Consider the following 18,704-nt stretch of genomic DNA (forward strand, 5'->3'; position numbering starts at 1 on the left):
GGCGAAGCAGTGGGCAGGAACAGTCTCCGCTTCGTCTCGCTTCTCCTGGCGTTGCCGTCGCTCCTCGTTGCTGCACCGATCGCTGCGGACGAGTTCCGCAGTCCCTCGCTGACGGCCCTGCGCATCGAGTGGCGCGCGGCGCTCGATCAGCTTCGCAGCGAGATCAACAGCCGTCCGCAAATTGCGGGCGACTTCATCTTCGCACCGCGCCGTTCGGTGCCGCGCTACGATCCGCGCGCGATGCCGGCACTGGTGCAGCTCAACGCGGTCTCCTCGCGCTTCTTCACCGGCATTACCCGAAGTCCCGTCCCCGTGCTGCTGCCGTTCGACGCCGCCGCGTATCTCGACGCGCAGCGCAGCGGCGCGCCGGCGACGCTCGCGCTGTCGCGCTACCAGGCCGACTTCAATCCCGTCGACATGTTCGATGCCGGTCCTGCCGGCTACAGCGCGACCTTCTCGCTCGATCCCGGCGCCGGTGACGGCATGCCGAGCCGGGTGTACGCAAAGCCTGTCGAGGTGCAGATCACGGGCTCGGCCCTGGTCTACGACATCGCCGATCCGGCCGGGGGCAAGGGCGAGCCAGTCAAGCCGCTCGCCGCAACCTACCCGGATCTACGCAGGTTCATCCGGGAAGGCTATGTGCGCTACGCCTTCACCCGCTTCGGCGCCGCCTATGTGGTCTCGATCCCGTGCCTCGACAGTGTCGCGAGGCCACGGCGGCTCGCCTGCAAGGAGGCCTATCCAGTCGCCGAGCGCTTCCTGAAGGCACTGCGGGTCGCAGGCGGCCAGCGCATGCGGCCCCTGGCGGACGTTGCCTCCAACATTATCGATCGCCCCGCGGTGCGTTCACCGGATTTCAGCTACCGGCCGAGCGGCGACATCATTCCGAACACCGGCTATCGCAAGCAGGGCGGTCATCCCGACGCCATGGCCTATGCCCAGATCCGCTTTCCCTTGGAGAAGGCGCCCGCCTTCGTGCGCTCCCAATCCTTCGGCAAGCGCGACAAGAGCGAAGGCCCGACCGCCTATCCCTGGCGCGACAATTTCTGCGAGTCGCGTAGTTTCGAGGTGTGGCAATGCGGCGGAGGTTACGGCCACCAGGGCGAGGACATCCGCGCCGCCGACTGCCCGACGCCCGGTGAAGGCCGCGAGCCGTGCGATCCCAAGCGGCGCGGCGTCGTCGCCGTGCGTGACGCGATCGTTATCCGTGGCGCCAAGGACCAGGCCGCAACGCTTCAGGTCAATAGCCGCACCGAGCACATCCGTTTCCGCTACATGCACATGAATCCGCATGCGATGAACGCCGATGGCGTCATCAACGGCCGCATCGTCACCGAAGGCGAGAAGATCGGCGTGATCTCGAACTACCTCGACCGTCCCGCCGGCACCTCGATGCACCTGCATTTCGACGTCCAGGTGTTCACCCGCGATGGCTGGATCTGGGTCAGCCCCTACGCGACGCTGGTCTCGGCCTATGAACGGCTGATCCGCGCGCGCGGCCGCGAGATCGGCCCGGAGATCGCGGTCACGGCGCAGCCGGTGGCCCATGCGCTGCCGGAAGACGTGCTCAAGCCTGACCTGCGCGAGGGAGCGGGCGGCGAGGAGAACTGACAGCGTACTGGTTCGTTGCTGGAGCGGGCAGGACGCATCTGGTCGCGCACTCCCCCGCTCGAACGAAGAAGGATGGGTTGATGAGTGTCGGACTGATCGGTCTTCTCGACGATATCGCGGGGATCGCAAAGGTGGCTGCAGCCTCGCTCGACGATGTCGCTAGCCAGGCAGCCAAGGCAGGCACAAAGGCGGCTGGCGTGGTCATCGACGATGCGGCGGTCACGCCGAACTACGTCATCGGTTTCGCTTCGAAACGCGAGCTGCCGATCGTCGGCAAGATCGCGGTCGGATCGCTACGCAACAAACTGCTGATCTTGCTGCCGATTGCCCTGCTGCTCGGCTATTTCCTTCCCGCTGCGGTCACGCCGCTGCTGATGCTGGGCGGCGCCTTTCTCTGCTATGAGGGCGCCGAAAAGGTGCTCGAAGCCGTGATGCCGCATCATGCGCACGAGCACGAAGCTCAGCTCGAGCCGATTGCGTTGAATGCCCAGTCGGTCGAGGACGAGAAGGTCGCTGGCGCCATCAAGACGGATTTCATCCTGTCGGCGGAGATCATGGCGATCACGCTGGCGGCCCTCCCGGCGGGCAGCATCTGGACGCAGGCGCTGGTGCTGGCGCTGGTCGGCCTCTTCATCACCGTTGGTGTCTATGGCGTGGTGGCCCTGATCGTGAAAGCGGACGATGCCGGCATCGCCCTCGCGCGGTTCGACGGCGCCTCGCTCGCCGGCGGCGCGATCCGATTGCTTGGGCGCGCGCTCGTCCGCGGCATGCCCGTTTTCCTGGCGGTGCTGAGCACGATCGGCACCGCCGCCATGATCTGGGTCGGCGGTGGCATCATCCTGCACGGCATCGAGAAATACGGCCCACCCGCGATCGGCCACACGGTCCATGCCATAACCGAGGCTGCCGCACATCTCCTTCCATCCGTTGCCGGCATCGTCGAATGGTCGGTCGAGGCAGCCATCTCGGGTGCGCTTGGACTGCTCGTCGGCGCAGTCGCCATTCCGGTCGTCCAATACGGACTCGCGCCGGCCTGGAAGCGGTTGAGGCGATCGCGATCGGCCTGAGCACAGCCATTGCGGATGACGCGCGCAGCCTATTCCAGGAACGTCGTCAGTTGCGCGCCCTCATCCGCCACGAACACCGCGATCAGTTCCGCCGGCTCGGTCATGCTGGCATTGGCCGAGACCAGATGCGTCGAGCCCGGCGGTTCGAAGAAGGACTGGCCGACGCCGAACGTCTCGACCGGGCCGCCGCCGAGCTGCGAGCGGATCTCGCCCTTGGTGATGTAGGCGGTGACGGAGCCGGAGTGACGATGCGGCCGCGAAAACCCGCCCGGACCGTAGGACACGCGCACGATGGTAACGCGTTTGCCGGGCACGTTCGGAAGCGCGTAGGAGCCGATCGGCTCAACCTTGTCGAGCGGCGAGCCTTCCGCCGCCGTCGCGCAGAGCGGCGCGAGGGCACTGGACACGCTGTCGATCGTCACCGGCAAAGCTTTTCCGATTGCCAGTGCACAGACTAATCCTGCGATGACGGCGAACGCTGTCGAACGTGACGGCAACGGGTACTGCACGGCTGAAAGGCTCATGACTGTCATCGTGATCTTCCCCTCTCTCCGTCAGGACGAAGCTGCGACGGCGGCCGCCGGCCGCTTTGCAGGCGTCCAGCGAAACGCCGCGCCAAACCGGTTCCAGACGTTGATCGAGGCGACCGCTGAGGTCAGATACGTCAGTTCAGTCTCGGAGAATTCGCGGGACGCCTCGGCGTAAACCTCCTCGCTGACCCCGTCAGGCAGACAGGTCAGCGCCTCGGCCCAGGCGAGCGCGGCCCGCTCGCGCGGCGAAAAGATCGGCGCCTCGCGCCAGACCGCGAGCAGATGAAGCTTGTCGAGGGGAACGCCGATCCGTTCCGACAGCAGGACGTGATGCTGCACGCAGAACGCGCAGCCGTTGATCTGCGAGGCGCGCAGCTTGACCAGCTCGAGCAGCTGCTTGTCGAGGCCGGCCTTGGCCGCAAGCTGGCCCAGCGCCAGCACCAGATCAAACGCATCGGGCGCGATCCGCTTGAAATCTTCGTATTCGCTGCGGGCGTGTGACATTGCCATTCACCTCGGCATATTATAAGAGCACGGACATCTTATAAGAGCTATTATATGTCGCGCAAGACGAATGTCACGAAATCGCAATCGGGACCCAAGGCCGTTGCAGCCGGTGCGGTGCACGTTCCAGCACCGGGCGAAGGCAAGCGCGGCGAGCAAGGCTATCTCGGTTACCTGCTGCGCCAAGCCCACGCCGCCGTTCGGCTGACGATGGAACGCACGCTCGCCGATCTCGGCGTGACCTCGCCGCAATTCGCGGTGCTGACGATGCTGAACGCCTATCCGGGCCTGTCGGGAGCCGATGTCGCCCGCCTCACCTTCCTGACGCCCCAGACCGTCGGCGTCATCATCCGCAATCTCGAACGCGACGGCGCGATTGCGATGACGCCTCATCCCGTTCACGGCCGCATCCAGCAATGGACGCTGACGCCGCGAGGCGCGACGCTTTTGAAGGCGTGCCGGCAGCGTGTGCTCGAATTGGAGAAGCGGCTCGCTCGCAATTTGGATTCAAAGGCGGAAACCACGATCCGGCGTTGGCTTTCCGGAATCGCGGCTGAGCTTCAGGAGGACTAGGCGGCCTGCATTCGCGGCTGTCGTGGCCGCTGGTGCTACCCGCCTTTCAAGGCGTTCTTGACTGCGCCGTCCGGCCAGCTCTCGTCGGCCGCGATCACCCGCACGCGGGTCTGGTCGGCGGGATTGACCAGCACGTGCGAATTCACCCGCTCACCGCTCGGCTCCAGACGCAGATCGGTTTCGGGCTTCCAGCTCAGCGTCGTCGCGAGGTCGCCGGGAAAGATCTTCCATTGCGATCCGTCGTCGAGTTCGACGATATGGCTTTCGGCATGTGTGCGTATCTTCATTCCACCCCGATGCTTCGATGAACAGGAAGGACGGCCCGACCACGGCCGGCTCTTCTCCTCGTCCTGGCGTGGAGGGAATGCGGGAGTGCGGCACTTGTTCCGGTGGGAACGACCGACGGGGTCGGGCCGAGTTGCCGCACGCGGCCGTTTCGGAACCGACTCACGCGTGCCATGTTTCCGGCTAGAATGTGCCCATGAAGCACACTGATTCCTCGCCCCGTCACACACGCCGCGCCCTGCTCCAATCGACGCTCGGTGCAGCCGCTTTGCTCGCGCTTCCCACCCGCGCTCTCGCCGCGCCTCCCGGCTTCGACGAATGGCGCGAGAGCTTTCGTGCGCGCGCGATGGCAAAAGGTATTTCCGCCGCGACATGGCAGCGCGCGATGGGACGGGTCGAACCGGACATGAGCGTGTTCGCGCAGATGCGCAACCAGCCCGAATTCCGCGAGCAGGTCTGGCAGTACATCAACCGCCGCGTCTCGGACTGGCGCATCATCAACGGCAAGATCGCGCTGAAGAACAACGAGGCGCTGTTCGCCCGCATCGAGCGCGATTTCGGGGTCGAGCGCGGCACGCTGCTGGCGCTTTGGGGCGTCGAGTCCGCCTATGGCGATCCGCTGGTGCAGCAGAACCACATGAGGCCGGTGTTTCCCTCGCTCGCCGCGCTCGCCTGGAACGAGCCGCGCCGCAAGGCCTATTGGGAGACCGAGCTGATCAATGCACTGCGCATCGTCGACAAGGGCTGGTCCACGCCTGAGGACATGCGGGGATCATGGGCCGGCGCGATGGGCCATTCGCAATGGATGCCGGAGGTCTGGCTCAATGTCGGCATCGACTATGACGGCAACGGCAAGGTCTCGCCATTCGGCAAGCCCGACGACGCGCTGGGCTCGACGGCAAAGTATCTCGTCAATCGTGGCAAGTGGCATCGCGGCGAGCACTGGGGCTACGAGGTGCGCGCGCCCGCCAACATGAGCGGCAGCCGGACCTATGCGGCCTGGCAGGCGGCCGGCGTGACGCGTGCCGACGGCCAACCATTTCCGCAGCCCAACGCATCCGCGCAGATGTGGACGCCGGTTGCGGGCGGGCCGACCTTCCTGCTCGGGCCGAATTTCTACTCGGTGAAGAGCTACAACCCTTCCATGAACTACGCGCTGGCGATCTGCCATCTCGGGGATCGCTGCCTGGGAGCTCCGCCCTTCATCCAGCCCTTCCCGGGCTCCGAGCGTGCGTTGACGCTCGCCGAAGTGCAGGAGATGCAGACGCGCCTGACCAAGGCCGGCTTCGACACCGGCGGCACCGACGGCCGGGTCGGCAACGACACCATGAAGGCAGTCAAGGAGTTTCAGCAGAAGGTCGGGATCGCGCCCGCCGACGGCTACGGCGGGCTCAAAGTGCTGGCCAAGCTGCGGCAAACCAACTAGCACGGCTGGGAGCGTCGGTGCTGGCGCCTCCGCCGCCGCTGCAGCCGACCCTTAAGCCGCGTTTCGCTGTTCTGTCAGCTTCAGCAGCTCGTCGACGAGGTCATCCACGGCACGCTCGGCCGCGGCAATCGACGCCTGCAACCGATCGTCGGCGAATTCGTCGTACTCGACTGCGATGCTGTGGAAGGCCGTGATCCCGATGAAAGCAAACACGTCCCGGACGGCTCCTTCGACATGATTGACGGCGGCCATACGCCCGCCCGGATCGTACCCGTAGTCTCCGCGCGAACCGAGCAGGACAAGACGCTTGTCCATGCCCTCAAGCAGCGCCGAATATGGATTGTCCGGGCGTGATCGGTCGAAGCCAAACGTGCGTCCGACCCGAACGATGTTGTCTATGTATGCCTTGAACTGCGCTGGCACACCGAAGTTGTACATTGGCACGCCCGCGACGATCAGATCAGCTGAGATCAACTCGTCGACCAGCGCATCGCTTTCCGCCAAAGCCTCTCTCATCCATGGCTCGCGCCAATCGGGCTTCGCGAAGGCCGCCTTGACCCAGTCGTCCGTCACCGGACTCGGTGCGAAGCGACCGAGGTCGCGGCTGACGACGCGATCCCCCGGCCGCGACTGTAGCCATCGTTGGACGAAACGCTGAGTCAGACGCCTGGTGTGCGAACCGCGCGGATTTGCATCTGAAGGCTCGAACCGCGCGCTTGAATCGATTTGTAGCAGTTGCATTGCAGCACTCCTCTCATCTATTTGCCCAATAGATCGGTTCAGGTCCCGTCGTTGACAAACGAAAGTTGCTCAGCCTATGGATGAACTGCATTCATCCTTGAGTTCGCGATGAGAAGGCTTCCTCCGCTGGCGGGATTGCGTGCATTTGAAGCGGCGGCACGTCACCTCAGCTTCAAGCGCGCCGCCGATGAGCTTCACGTCACGCCGACCGCGATCAGCCATCAGGTGCGACAGCTGGAGCAGACGGTCGGGGTCAGGCTGTTCGAGCGCCGGACGCGGCAGGTTCTGCTCACCGCGGAAGGTCAGGTCCTGCTTCCGGTCCTGCGCGACGGCTTTGATGCGTTTGCGCGTGTTCTGGAGGGATTGAGCCGCAAGCGACGCCGGGCGGTGGTCACACTTTCGGCGACGCCGGCTTTCACAGCCAAATGGCTGGTGCCGCGTCTTGCTGGGCTCCGAAAGAAGAGAGCCGACATTGATCTCACATTGCTTGCGAGCTTGGAGGTGGCCGACCTCAATTCGACCGCGGATCTCGCACTTCGCTACGGTTCCGGTCCTTATCCCGATCTGATTGCCGAGCCGCTCACGGTCGATCGTTTCGCACCGGTGGTCAGTCCGCGCTTGGGCATCCGAAGACCGAGCGACCTGCGCTCAGCAACGCTGCTACATTTCGACTGGCACCGTCGTGATGCCCGAAATCCGACCTGGCGGCGCTGGTTCAAGACGGCCGGCATTGACGACGTTGATGCGCGCGCCGGCGTGCGTTTCAGCGATGAAACCCATGCCATCCAGGCAACCGTCGCCGGCGCTGGTGTCGCTTTGCACAGTCTTGTGCTCGTCGCCGACGAACTTTCGCAGGGAACGCTGGTCGCACCATTCGGGCCGGAGCTGGAAGGCTCTTCGCTGCACTTGGTCCGCAGCCGCGACCGGCCGCTCACCGAGCCGGTCGAGGCTGTACGACACTGGCTGAAGTCAGCTGATACGCGCAGCTCTAGCGCGCCCGGAATGACATCGTGGTCAGTGCCGATATTGCGGCTCTTCCGCATCGAGCTGCCGCCGGATCGCGGCGAGATGCAGCCGGGCGGATTCGGTATCGCCCTCGCGCATCTGCCTGTAGGTCTCCGCCGCAACCGCGGGATCGACCGGCAGCACCTTCCGCCCCGTCGACATCGCCAGCACCTGCACCTCGGCGGCGCGCTCGAGATAATAGAGATCGTCCCAGGCTTCCGCGATGGTCGGCGCCAGCACCATCACGCCGTGATGCTTCATGAAGACGATGTCGGCATCGCCGACGGCGGACGCGATGCGGGCACCTTCGCGGCTGTCGAGCGCGAGGCCGTTGTAGTCGCGGTCGACCGCGGTGCGGCCGTAGAATTTCAGCGCGGTCTGGCCGGCCCAGATCAGGGGCTCGCCTTCGGTCATCGACAGCGCTGTCGCGTAGGGCATGTGGGTGTGGAAGGCGACCTTGGCGCGCGGCAGCAGCCTGTGCATCTCGGCATGGATGTAGAACGCGGTCGCCTCGGGCACGCCCTCGCCGTCGAGCACGTTGCCGTGGAAGTCGCAGATCAACAGCTTCGACGCGGTCAACTCGCGAAAGGCGTAGCCATAGGGATTGACGAGGAACAGATCGTCATGGCCCGGCACGACCGCCGAGAAGTGGTTGCAGATGCCCTCCTCAAAGCCGTTGCGCGCGGCCATGCGGAAGCAGGCGGCGAGATCCTCGCGCGCGGTGCGGATCGCGTCGGTGGCGAGATCCGGCCGGTTGGAACGGAATGGCGCGGGCGCGGGTGAAGAAGCGTGAAGGCTGTGCGCCATGGCGAAGGACACCTCTCTTGGTCGGGAGCTGCCCAGTGTTGTACAGGGACTGCGCCTGCGCGTCAGCCCCTGCGGCCGCCACCCTGCTCTGCGCAGCTCAAGCGCGCCGCGGCACGCCGCCGGCATTCATGCCGCCGTCGATGACGAGCTCGCTGCCGGTGACGTAGCGCGAGGCATCGGAAGCCAAGTATAGCACGCCCGAGGCGATCTCCGCCGCCTGGCCCGCACGACCGAGCGGCGTCACCACCTTGGCGCGCTCCTCCGGATCGATCGGGGCGTTCTGGCCGGCGCCGGCCGCCCCCGTCGGGATCTTGCCCCAGATCGGGGTGTCGATGATGCCGGGGTGAACCGAGTTGACCCGGATGCCGTCGCCCGCCGCCGCGCACTCCATCGCAATGGATTTGGCGAACAGCCGCACGCCACCCTTGGTCGCCGAATAGGCCGACAATCCGGGCGAGCCGCGCAGGCCGGCGAGCGAGGACATCACGACGATCGAGCCGCCACCGGTTTTGCGCATCAGGGGCAGGCAATGCTTCACCGAAAGAAACACGCCATCGAGGTTGATCGCGTTCTGCTTGCGCCAGTCGGCGAGGGTCATGTCGACGATCGAAGGCACGGAGATGCCGATCCCGGCATTTGAGACGAGCACGTCGAGCCGGCCATATCGCTTTGCGATCTCGGCGACGATCTCGATCCAGCGCTCTTCGCTCGTGACATCCTGCTCCAGGAAGATCGCCTTGCCGCCCACGTTTGTTACGCGCCTGGCGAGCTCCGGGCCGCGCAGCTCGTCGATATCGGTGATGACGACAGTCGCGCCCTCGCGCGCGAACAGCTCGACGATGGCCTCGCCTATGCCGGAGGCGCCACCCGTCACCAGCGCGACCTTGCCCTCAACCTGCCCTGCCATGCTCACTCCCTTTTTTTGTTGTTTGGAACCGTTGTCTTTGATCGTTGTCGGAAAACCGCTTCGCACTTTTCCGGATCATGCATCATCTAATCACGGATGGCCCCTGATCCGGTAGCGCGACGTCGACAACACGGAATTGCACGCGCTCGGCGCCCTGGTAGCGGTCGACGGACAACGAGCCCGCGACATGCATCGGCTGGCCGCGATTGGCGAGCAGCGCATTGCCCAGCTTCTGGCCGACCGAACGGAACGCGATGCCGTTGACGATGGCGCCGTCACCCGCCTTGAAGCGCAGGCGCAGATGCGCCTGCCCGACCTCGTCGGCAAACACGAGTTGATGCGCCGGCAGCGCCAGCACCGGCTCCGGGTTGCCGCTGCCGAAGGGACCTGCGCGGTTGAGCGTCGTCGCAAGCTCCGGCGTCACCGCACGCGCCGAGACCGCGCCGTCGATATAGAGCTCGTTGACGTGGCGCGCCTCGGCGACGTCGCGCGCTAGCGCGCTCTCGATATAGGCTCGAAATACGGCGAGCTTCTCCTTGCGCAGCGTCACGCCCGCGGCCATCGCGTGGCCGCCGCCCTTGAGCAGGATGCCGTCGGCGACCGCCTGCCGCACCGCCTTGCCGAGATCGACGCCGGCGATCGAGCGACCGGAGCCGGTGCCGATGCCGCCCGGCTCCAGCGCAATGGCAAAGGCCGGCCGCGAGAACTTCTCCTTCAGGCGGGAGGCAACGAGGCCGACCACGCCGGGATGCCACCCTTCCGAGGCCGTGACGATCACGGCGAGCTTGTCCTCCAACCCGATCGAGGCCAGCGCCTCGGCTTCGGCCTGGGCTTCTGCCGCCTGCTCGATGACGCGACGTTCGCTGTTGAGACGGTCGAGCTCGGCCGCGATCCGCGCCGCCTCGACGCTGTCGCCTTCGAGCAGCAGCCGCACCCCGAGATCGGCGCGGCCGATGCGGCCGCCGGCATTGACGCGCGGGCCCAGCATGAAGCCGAGATGCCAGGCCTCCGGCGGGCCGTTGAGCCGCGCCACGTCCATCAGCGCGGTGTGGCCGACATGGTCGCGCCGCCGCATCGCGATCAGCCCCTTGGCGACGAAGGCGCGGTTGAGACCGATCAGCGGCGCGACGTCGGCGACGGTGCCGAGCGCGACGTGATGCAGCATGCCCAGGAGATCGGGCTCGGGCATCTCGCTGGTCCAGAAGCCGCGCTGGCGCAGCTCGCGATTGACCGCCACCAGCGTCACCAGCACGAGGCCGACGGCGGCGAGATGACCGAGGCCGGAGAGATCGTCGAGCCGGTTCGGATTGACCAGCGCATCCACCACCGGCAGCTCCGTGCCAGCCTGGTGATGGTCGATCACGACCACGGACATGCCGAGGCGCTTGGCCTCGGCGAGCGGCTCTATGCTGGTGGTGCCGCAATCGACTGTGATCAGCAGCGTGGCGCCCTTGGCCGCGAGCGCGCGCACCGCTTCCGTGTTGGGGCCATAGCCCTCGAAAATCCGGTCGGGAATATGGATCAGCGGATCGAGCCCGCAATGGCGCAGATGCCAGGCCAGCAGCGCCGCCGAGGTCGCGCCGTCGACGTCGTAGTCGCCGAAGATCGCAACCTTCTCGCCCTTGGTCGCGGCATCCGTAATGCGTTTGGCAGCGGCCTCCATCTCCGTCACCGTGAACGGGTCCGGCAGCAGCTTTCGGATGGTCGGATCGAGAAAGTCGGACACCGCGTCGATGTCGACACCGCGGCCCGCCAGTACCCGCGCCAGCAGCTCCGGCAATTGGTGCCGCTGCACGATGGCGAGCGCCTGGGCTGCCCCGCGGGCATCAAGCCGGTCGCGCCACAGCTTGTCGGTGAGCGAGCGCGCCACGCCCAGGAAGGCCTGGGGCGCTTCGATAGGCAAGGCGGTGGCTGGCGGCGTCATGACAGAGGCAGATGTTGGGGAACTCGAAGGGCCAGGCGGTCACGCGAACGCAGAGTCACTGGCTTCAGGGGATTGGTCGGCATCCGGGACGGATTTGCAACGGTCCGGCCGCACAAAGCGGTGGATGGCCGCCCCGACGGGCGCACTGACTATCATTTAGGCATCCCGTCAAACAGCAAATTAAGCAGGCGTTAGGCGGAATCCTCGAAAAAGAATCGTATTCGATCTGTAAGTCGTTGTTCCGGGTTCATTGCAGATCAGACCTCATTGCCAAGGGAAGTCCCCGATGTCTGCTGCGCTGGGTCTGAAAGCCAAGCCGATCGCCACCGAGCCCGCGGACGATGATTCCGACATCTCCGCGCTGATCAACCGTCTCACCGCCGAGGTCAACCAGATCGCGGTCGACAAGACCAAGTCGATCCAGCAGATCACCAACCAGATGAAGATGCTGGCGCTGAACGCGCTGATCGAGAGCTCGCGCGCCGGCGCGCAAGGCGCGGGCTTTGCGGTGGTGGCGCAGGAGGTGCGCGGCGTCGGCCAGCAGGTCGAGACCATCGCCCGCGAGCTCGAGACCCAATTGACGAAACGCACCGGCGATCTCGTCGCCTCGATCGACCGCATGAGCCAGCGCTCCCGCGGCGAGCGGATGGTCGACCTGTCGCTCAACGCGATCGAGCTGATCGACCGCAATCTCTACGAACGCACCTGCGACGTGCGCTGGTGGGCGACCGATTCCGCCGTGGTCGATTGCGCGGCCTCGCCCAGTGCTGCGGCCGTCTCCCATGCCTCGCAGCGCCTCGGCGTGATCCTCGGGGCCTACACCGTCTATCTCGATCTCTGGCTCTGCGACCTCGACGGCAACGTCATCGCCAACGGCCGCGCCGACCGCTTCCGCGTCGTCGGCCAGAACGTCGCCCACACCAGATGGTTTCGCGACGCGAAAGGCCTTCGCTCCGGCGACGATTATGTCGCCGGCGACGTCGAGAACCAGCCGCTGCTCGGCAACGCGCAGGTCGCGACCTATTGCGCCAGCGTCCGCGCCGGCGGGCAAGCCAACGGCGCGCCGATCGGGGTGCTCGCCATCCATTTCGACTGGGAGCCGCAGGCCCGCGCCATCGTGCAGGGCGTGCGCGTCGGCGACGGCGACAAGGCGCGCGTATTGCTGGTCGATTCCAATTTTCGCGTGATCGCGGCCTCCGACGGCCAGGGCATCCTCAGCGAACGCATCTCGCTGTCGCTGAACGGCCAGCGCTCCGGCTTCTATCAGGAACGCACGGGCACACTGGTCGCGTTCCATGCCACCCCAGGCTACGAGACCTATCGCGGGCTCGGCTGGTACGGCGTGATCGTCTGCGGCGCGTGAGGCGAGCGGGCCCGCCTCGATCAAAACTCGCGAAAACAACCCCATGCACAGTAGCCAAGGGGTTGTCTTGCCTCGCTGTTTTTGCACGCGCGAAGATTCTTTGACACGTCGGGCAAAACAGAAGGAATCCGGCTCGGCGACACCTCATCGGGCGCGGCGATCTAGCACAGCGACATCGCCGCCTCCCTTCACCTTTCCGACATTTGCGTGTTGACCTTCCGAGCTGCCGCGGCAGCCAGCTTGCGGTACTGATCTTCGTACTGGCGCGCCATTCGGTATGCGGTGAAGCGTTCCTCGAAGCGGGCGCGCACTCTCCTTCGATCCAGCTTGCCCAATTCGCCGACCGCCTTGACCGCCTGCTCCTCGTTCTCGACGATGAAACCGGTTAGGCCGTGCTCGATGACCTCAGGGACAGAGCCGGAGCGATAGGCGATCACGGGCGTTCCGCACGCCATCGCCTCGATCATGACCAGCCCGAAAGGCTCCGGCCAAGCGATCGGAAATAGCAGAGCGGCTGCTCCGCCAAGGAATGATTGCTTCTTCACGTCGTCGACTTCGCCGATAAGCTGGATCATCTCGCCGTCGATCCGGGGCGCAAGGTGTTTCCTGAAGTAGGCAGTCTCGGCGCGTGGAATCTTCGCGGCGATGCGAAGAGGCATCCGGGCTGCGTGCGCGATGCGGATGGCGTCCTCCGGACCCTTGTCCTCCGTGAGACGGCCAAGAAACGCCAGATAGGATCCCTCCTCATAGGATGGATCCAACAGCTCCGACGACAGCCCGTGCTGGATCGTTCCAATCCATTTCGCATCCGGAAGCGGCAGGCGCTGGTGATCCGAGATCGACACGAAGCTTGCTTCTGGGAACTGCCGAACCACGTCAGGCAAGCCAGGCAAGTCAAGGCGGCCGTGCATGGTCGTCAGGAACGGTACGCCAAGGCGACTGAGCAACGGCAGCGGAAGCCAGTCGATATGGGCGTGGATCACGTCGAAGTCGTTGGCTCGTCTCGCGATCGCTTCCAGCAGCATCGCGCAGGCTGCGTTCGGATCGGCGCCCTTCCGGCCGAGACGCAGCGCGCGTGGCCATACCGGGTGGAGTTTGCCTCTCGTTCGGGAGTCACCGCTGGCAAACAGCGTGACGTCGTGACCGAGCTCGACAAGCTCATCCACAAGCCAGGCTACCACCCGCTCGGTGCCGCCGTAGAGCTTCGGAGGGACGCTTTCGGCAAGCGGAGCCAGCTGGGCGATACGCATTGGAGCTCGCTATATCGCTGAACGCACGATCAGCACGATGGCCGCAGACAGAAGGTTCGAAATCGCGAGCAAGGTCCAATCCGGCCTTGCGCTCGCGCTAGCCAGCCGACAGATACCGCCCTCGATGAGCCTCAACATTCGTCATCGGAAAGCCGCTCGAGATAGGCAAGCCCGAATGCTGCGAGTTCCTGGGCATCACCGTTACTCTCGCGCGCTTCCCGCCTCCCTTGCAGATGACGCTCGAGCAGGCAACGACGGCCATCCGCTGCATCGACGCTGCGATGCCGGGCAAGGTACACGCACCAAGCGGTGTCCACCGCTGTTCGTAGCGGGCTGTCGTCGACCATGTTCCAGCTCCGACGTGGAAGATGTTCATGGGGCGCCAACTCCTCGCGACGGCGGAAGTTTCCAGTTTTTCCCTAAAGTCTAAGTCTGCGCGCAAGGCGAGCGCAATCAGCGGTCGCTCCCTTCGCGCGTGCAAGTTCAGCCGAGACGACGCGCCGCCATCTCCGCGGCGAGCAGCAACGCCGCGCGGCTGGCGCCAATCGATGCGATACCTTGACCCGCGATGTCGTAGGCGGTGCCGTGCGCGGGCGTGCAGATCGGGAACGGGAAGCCGCCGAGCAAGGTCACGCCGTGATCGAAACCCATCAGCTTCATCGCGATCTGGCCCTGGTCGTGATACATCGTCAGCACGGCATCGAAGGCGCCGGCCTTGGCGCGCAGGAACACGGTGTCGGCCGGAAACGGTCCCTCCGCGGCAATGCCCTCGCTCTGGCTTGCTGCGACCACCGGAGCGATCACGTCGATCTCCTCGCGGCCGAAATTGCCGCCGTCGCCGGCATGGGGGTTGAGGCCTGCGACCGCGATGCGCGGCCGCGCAAAGCCGGCGTTCCGCATGCAGGAATCGGTCAGATCGAGCGCGCGACGGATGCGTTCGCCGGACAGCTTCGCAGCGACGTCCCTGAGCGGAATGTGCGAGGTGACCCGTGCGTTCCAGATCCCGTCGAGCACGTTGAATTCGCTTGCCGGCGTCTTGAGACCGACGATTTCGGCCGAGAACGCGATCTCGTCGTCGTACTCGGCACGGGCAAGGCGCATCGCCTGCTTGTTAAAGGGGGTGAAGCAGACCGCGTCGACATGGCCGTCGCGGCCGAGCTCGAGCGCATGCCTGTAATTGGCCAGCGCAAATTTTCCGCCGGCAAGGGTCGCTTTCTTCGGCTCGACCTCTCTGGGGTCGAGGTGGCGGAGATCGACGAACAGCGCATCTTCCTGCGCTGCGCGAAGATCGGCGCCCTGCTCTAGCATCTTCAGCTCCGGCTTGACGCCGGCAATGCGCGCGCCCTCGTCGAAAATGCGGCGGTCGCCGATGACGACGAGCCGGCAGCGCGCGCGGATGTCGTCCTGCGCCACGAGCTTGGCCGTCAGCTCCGGGCTGATGCCGGCTGGATCTCCCATGGCCAGCACAATCAGCGGCTTTGCGGTCATATGATTGCCCTTTCCTGGACTGGCGCATCGGTCGCGGGCGACGCAGGTTTGCGCCAGAGCCGCGGCAGCTGCAACAGAAGCGGAAGCAGCAGCAGCGCGATGCCGCCCACGATCAGGCACGTCACCAGCTTGTTCGCAAAGAAAATGCCGAGAGATCCCTTGGAGATCAGCATCGACTGCCGGAAGGCGTCCTCGGCCTTGTCGCCGATGACGATCGCGAGCACGAGCGGCGCCAGCGGATAGAACAGCTTCTTGAAGAGATAGCCGACGACCCCGAAGCCGAGCATCATGACGACGTCGAGTTAGGAGTTCGACACCGAATAGGCGCCGACGACGCAGATGATCACGATCAGCGGCGCGATCACCACGAAGGGAATCCGCATCAGGGCGGCGAACACCGGGACCGTCAGCAGCACCAGGGCGACGGCGACGATGTTGCCGACATACATCGAGGCGATCAGGCCCCAGACAAAATCCTTTTGATCCACGAACAGCATAGGCCCGGGATTGAGGCCCCAGATCATCAGCCCGCCCATCATCACGGCCGCGGTCGCCGAGCCCGGAATGCCGAGCGAAAGCATCGGCAGCAGCGCGCTGGTCCCGGCGGCATGATCGGCCGTCTCCGGCGAGACGATGCCTTCGACCTCGCCCGTGCCGAAATGTCGGCCGCGCCGTGAAAAGCGCCGCGCGATGCCGTAGCTCATGAAGGAGGCCGCGGTCGGGCCGCCCGGCGTGATGCCCATCCAGCAGCCGATCGCGGCGCTGCGCAGCAGGGCGACGCCGTGCCGCGGCAGGCGGCCGACGGCGCGAAACACCTCGCGCCAATCGATTTTGGATGAGACGGCGCGGGCGTGAAATTCCTCCTCGACGGCCACCAGCAGCTCGCCGATGCCGAACAGGCCCATCACCGCGACGACGAAGCTGACGCCCTTGACCAGCTCATCCACGCCCATGGTGAGGCGTACGCTGCCGGAGACCGTGTCGATGCCGATGGCGGCGATGGCGAAGCCGAGCGCCAGCGCCACGACGGTCTTGATCGGCGCCGCACCGCCCATGCCGACGAAGCTCGCAAAGGCGAGGAAATAGACCGCGAAATACTCGGCCGGACCGAACGCGAGCGCAGCCTGCGCCACCCAGGAGGCGAGGAAGGTGATCAGGATGACGCCGACCAGCGCGCCGAACGCCGCCGAACCGAAGGCGGTCGCGAGCGCGGTGGTCGGCCTGCCGTCGCGCGCCATCGGATAGCCGTCGAAGGTGGTCGCCACCGACGACGGCTCCCCCGGGATATTGAACAGGATGGAGGTCACCGATCCCCCGAATAGCGCGCCCCAATACATGCTGGAGAGCAGGATGATGGCCGAGACCGGCTGCATGCCGAAGGTGAGCGGCAGGAGCAGCGACACGCCGTTCGGCGCGCCCAGCCCCGGCAGCACGCCGACGAGAATGCCGAGCAGCACGCCGACCACCATCAGGACCAGATGCGGCACCGTGACCGCGATGGTGAAGCCGTGCAGGAGCTCCTGGAGATTGTCCATCCCGCTGCTCCCTCAGAACCCGAGCGCGGAAGCCAGTGCGCCGCGCGGCAGACTGACCTGGAACATGCGCTCGAACACGAGGTAGAGCGCGAGCGCCGTAGCTCCTGCCATAGCCAGCGCGCGCGGCACGGATTGGTGTCGGGGAATCGCCAGCACCGCGTAGACATAGAGAGCGGAGGCGACATACATCCCGGCGAGCGGGATCGCAGCGACGAAGATGGCAGCCGGCACGAACAGGCCGACGAGCCGGCGCAGCTCGATCGACGTGATCGCGATGGGAACGTTTGCGAGCGTGGCGGCCGGCAGCACGCCTCGCACCAGATTGTAGAGGCTGCCGAGCACGACGATGATCCCGGTCAGGAACGGGAATGTGCCGGCGTCCACGCCTGCGCTCGACCAGCCGATGCCGTTGTCGAGGCTGGAGACGACGACGGCTACGCCGAAGCTGCCGGTGAGCACGGCGGTCGCAAGTTCAAGCGCGCGACGGGAGATCATGGGCAGCTCCGGCGAAACAGTCCTCGTCCTGAGGAGCGCGCTTTTTCGCGCGTGTCGAAGGACGGCTCCAGGCGACATCGCATCCGCGGCCATCCTTCGAGACGCCCGCCTCCGGCGGGCCCTCAGGATGAGGACCAGGGCTACAGTTGGCGGCGCGATCGAAGCCCATCCTCGGCCTCACTTGACCAGCCAGCCCTGCTCGCCCGCGACCTGCTTGATGCGCTCGATGTCCTCCTTGATGAATTTTTCGAGCTCGGCACCGGTGAGGAACGTGTCGACCTGGGAGGTCTTCTCGATGTAGTCCTTCCACTCCGGCGTCGCCTGGACCTTCTTCATGAGGTCGACATAGAACGCGGCCTGCTCCGGCGTGACCTTGCCGGGCAGCCACACGGTACGCGGCTGCTCATATTGGTTGATGTCGAGGCCCTGCTCGACGCAGGTTGGAACGTCGCCCCAGCCTTCCGTCGCGGTGACCTTCGGCCCCTGCGGCAGCCGCTTCGGGCTGAACACGCAGAGCGGGCGCTGCGTGCTGCCGCGCCATTGCCCGAGGCTTTCGCTGGGGTTGTTGACGTGGGAATCGAGGTGTCCGCCGGCGAGCTGCACGGCGGTCTCGGCGCCGCTCTTGAAGGGGATGTAAGTCAGCTTGACCTTGCCGGCCTTCTCGATCATGCGCGTCAGCACCTCGTCGGTGTCCTTGGACTGCGCGCCGCCCATCTTGAATTCGCCCGCTGCGGCCGCCTTCAGATAATCGCCCGCGGTCTTGTACGGTGCGTCCTGCTTGACCCAGAGCAGGAACTCGTCCTGCGCCATCGCCGCGATCGGCGTGAGATCGGTGTAGTTGAAGGCGACCTTGGAGACGAGCGGCTGCTGCCAGGCATTCGAGGTGCCGAAGATCACCTTGTAGGGATCGCCGGCGGAGGCCTTGCCGTAGACATAGCCTTCGGCGCCGCTGCCGCCGCCCTTGTTGACGACGACGATCGGCTGCTCGATCAGCTTGTGCTTGGTGATGATGTTCTGCACCGCGCGCGCGAGATTGTCGGTGCCGCCGCCGGGGCCGGCGGTGGCCACGAACTCGATCGGCTTTTGCGGTTGCCAGGCGCTGAGCGCCGGCATGGTGCCGGCGAGCACGGCTGCGGCTGCGGAGAGCAGAAATGTTGACGTCCGACCCATGATTTCCTCCAGCTGATCTTTAT

Annotated in this window: 17 protein-coding genes and 2 pseudogenes; 6 read left to right on the forward strand and 13 right to left on the reverse strand. The window is 65.6% G+C overall.

Annotated elements, in window-relative coordinates; translation table 11 throughout:
* Positions 1-9: 9 nt before the first annotated feature.
* Together XF30_RS22370 and XF30_RS22375 are read left to right on the forward strand one after the other, a co-directional pair.
* On the forward strand, positions 10-1,611 hold the full coding sequence (locus XF30_RS22370; protein ID WP_109143875.1) for a peptidase M23: 1,602 nt from the start codon (positions 10-12) through the stop codon (positions 1,609-1,611).
* 80 nt (positions 1,612-1,691) lie between these two features.
* Entirely contained in the window at positions 1,692-2,678 is a 987-nt protein-coding gene (locus XF30_RS22375) for a DUF808 domain-containing protein (protein WP_036033438.1), read from the forward strand.
* A gap of 29 nt (positions 2,679-2,707) precedes the next feature.
* Here XF30_RS22375 and XF30_RS22380 read toward each other — a convergent pair whose 3' ends face one another.
* Together XF30_RS22380 and XF30_RS22385 are read right to left on the reverse strand one after the other, a co-directional pair.
* Positions 2,708-3,211, reverse strand: a complete 504-nt coding sequence (locus XF30_RS22380; protein WP_109143876.1) for a cupin domain-containing protein — start codon at positions 3,209-3,211, stop codon at positions 2,708-2,710.
* A gap of 21 nt (positions 3,212-3,232) precedes the next feature.
* Entirely contained in the window at positions 3,233-3,712 is a 480-nt protein-coding gene (locus tag XF30_RS22385; protein WP_109143877.1) for a carboxymuconolactone decarboxylase family protein, read from the reverse strand.
* Positions 3,713-3,766: 54 nt separating this feature from the next.
* Here XF30_RS22385 and XF30_RS22390 point away from each other — a divergent pair, with 54 nt between their 5' ends.
* On the forward strand, positions 3,767-4,285 hold the full coding sequence (locus tag XF30_RS22390; RefSeq protein ID WP_109143878.1) for a MarR family winged helix-turn-helix transcriptional regulator: 519 nt from the start codon (positions 3,767-3,769) through the stop codon (positions 4,283-4,285).
* A 35-nt stretch (positions 4,286-4,320) separates the two neighbouring features.
* Here the strand turns inward: XF30_RS22390 and XF30_RS22395 are convergent, their stop codons facing one another.
* The gene (locus XF30_RS22395; protein WP_035999836.1) at positions 4,321-4,572 is read right to left on the reverse strand and encodes a hypothetical protein; all 252 of its coding nucleotides are present in this window, start codon (positions 4,570-4,572) and stop codon (positions 4,321-4,323) included.
* Positions 4,573-4,766: 194 nt separating this feature from the next.
* Here XF30_RS22395 and XF30_RS22400 point away from each other — a divergent pair, with 194 nt between their 5' ends.
* Positions 4,767-5,996, forward strand: a complete 1,230-nt coding sequence (locus XF30_RS22400; RefSeq protein WP_035999838.1) for a lytic murein transglycosylase — start codon at positions 4,767-4,769, stop codon at positions 5,994-5,996.
* 51 nt (positions 5,997-6,047) lie between these two features.
* On the opposite strand, the gene XF30_RS22405 is transcribed toward XF30_RS22400, so the two are convergent.
* A complete protein-coding gene (locus tag XF30_RS22405) occupies positions 6,048-6,737 on the reverse strand; it encodes an FMN-dependent NADH-azoreductase (RefSeq protein ID WP_109143879.1) in 690 nt (229 codons plus the stop codon).
* A 108-nt stretch (positions 6,738-6,845) separates the two neighbouring features.
* On the opposite strand from XF30_RS22405, the pseudogene XF30_RS22410 reads away from it, so the two are divergent.
* Positions 6,846-7,649 (forward strand): annotated as a pseudogene (locus XF30_RS22410) (LysR substrate-binding domain-containing protein); the annotation flags it as partial.
* 102 nt (positions 7,650-7,751) lie between these two features.
* Here the strand turns inward: XF30_RS22410 and XF30_RS22415 are convergent.
* The 3 genes from XF30_RS22415 to recJ all read right to left on the reverse strand — a co-directional run bounded on the left by XF30_RS22415 (position 7,752) and on the right by recJ (position 11,380).
* Positions 7,752-8,549 carry an aldolase gene (locus XF30_RS22415; protein WP_035999848.1) on the reverse strand — a complete coding sequence of 266 codons (798 nt, stop codon included), beginning with the start codon at positions 8,547-8,549 and terminating at the stop codon, positions 7,752-7,754.
* Between the two features lie 97 nt (positions 8,550-8,646).
* Positions 8,647-9,456, reverse strand: coding sequence for an SDR family NAD(P)-dependent oxidoreductase (locus tag XF30_RS22420; protein ID WP_192893220.1), 810 nt, complete (start codon positions 9,454-9,456; stop codon positions 8,647-8,649).
* 82 nt (positions 9,457-9,538) lie between these two features.
* Positions 9,539-11,380 carry a single-stranded-DNA-specific exonuclease RecJ gene (gene recJ, locus XF30_RS22425; RefSeq protein ID WP_109143881.1) on the reverse strand — a complete coding sequence of 614 codons (1,842 nt, stop codon included), beginning with the start codon at positions 11,378-11,380 and terminating at the stop codon, positions 9,539-9,541.
* Between the two features lie 286 nt (positions 11,381-11,666).
* Here recJ and XF30_RS22430 point away from each other — a divergent pair, with 286 nt between their 5' ends.
* A complete protein-coding gene (locus XF30_RS22430; RefSeq protein WP_035999854.1) occupies positions 11,667-12,743 on the forward strand; it encodes a methyl-accepting chemotaxis protein in 1,077 nt (358 codons plus the stop codon).
* A gap of 188 nt (positions 12,744-12,931) precedes the next feature.
* Here XF30_RS22430 and XF30_RS22435 read toward each other — a convergent pair whose 3' ends face one another.
* From XF30_RS22435 to XF30_RS22460, 6 genes and pseudogenes are all read right to left on the reverse strand, one after another.
* Entirely contained in the window at positions 12,932-13,993 is a 1,062-nt protein-coding gene (locus XF30_RS22435; protein WP_057029103.1) for a glycosyltransferase family 4 protein, read from the reverse strand.
* A gap of 131 nt (positions 13,994-14,124) precedes the next feature.
* Complete coding sequence (locus tag XF30_RS22440) at positions 14,125-14,340, reverse strand: hypothetical protein (protein WP_074447910.1); 216 nt, start codon at positions 14,338-14,340, stop codon at positions 14,125-14,127.
* 136 nt (positions 14,341-14,476) lie between these two features.
* Positions 14,477-15,481, reverse strand: coding sequence for a 4-hydroxythreonine-4-phosphate dehydrogenase PdxA (locus XF30_RS22445; RefSeq protein ID WP_109143882.1), 1,005 nt, complete (start codon positions 15,479-15,481; stop codon positions 14,477-14,479).
* Positions 15,478-17,016, reverse strand: a pseudogene (locus XF30_RS22450) (tripartite tricarboxylate transporter permease). Before XF30_RS22450 ends, XF30_RS22445 begins: the two are co-directional and overlap by 4 nt.
* A gap of 12 nt (positions 17,017-17,028) precedes the next feature.
* On the reverse strand, positions 17,029-17,511 hold the full coding sequence (locus XF30_RS22455; protein ID WP_109143883.1) for a tripartite tricarboxylate transporter TctB family protein: 483 nt from the start codon (positions 17,509-17,511) through the stop codon (positions 17,029-17,031).
* Positions 17,512-17,688: 177 nt separating this feature from the next.
* Complete coding sequence (locus XF30_RS22460) at positions 17,689-18,681, reverse strand: tripartite tricarboxylate transporter substrate binding protein (protein WP_109143884.1); 993 nt, start codon at positions 18,679-18,681, stop codon at positions 17,689-17,691.
* Between the last annotated feature and the right edge of the window lie 23 nt (positions 18,682-18,704).

This window comes from Bradyrhizobium sp. SUTN9-2, assembly GCF_003122645.1.
GTDB lineage: Bacteria > Pseudomonadota > Alphaproteobacteria > Rhizobiales > Xanthobacteraceae > Bradyrhizobium > Bradyrhizobium yuanmingense.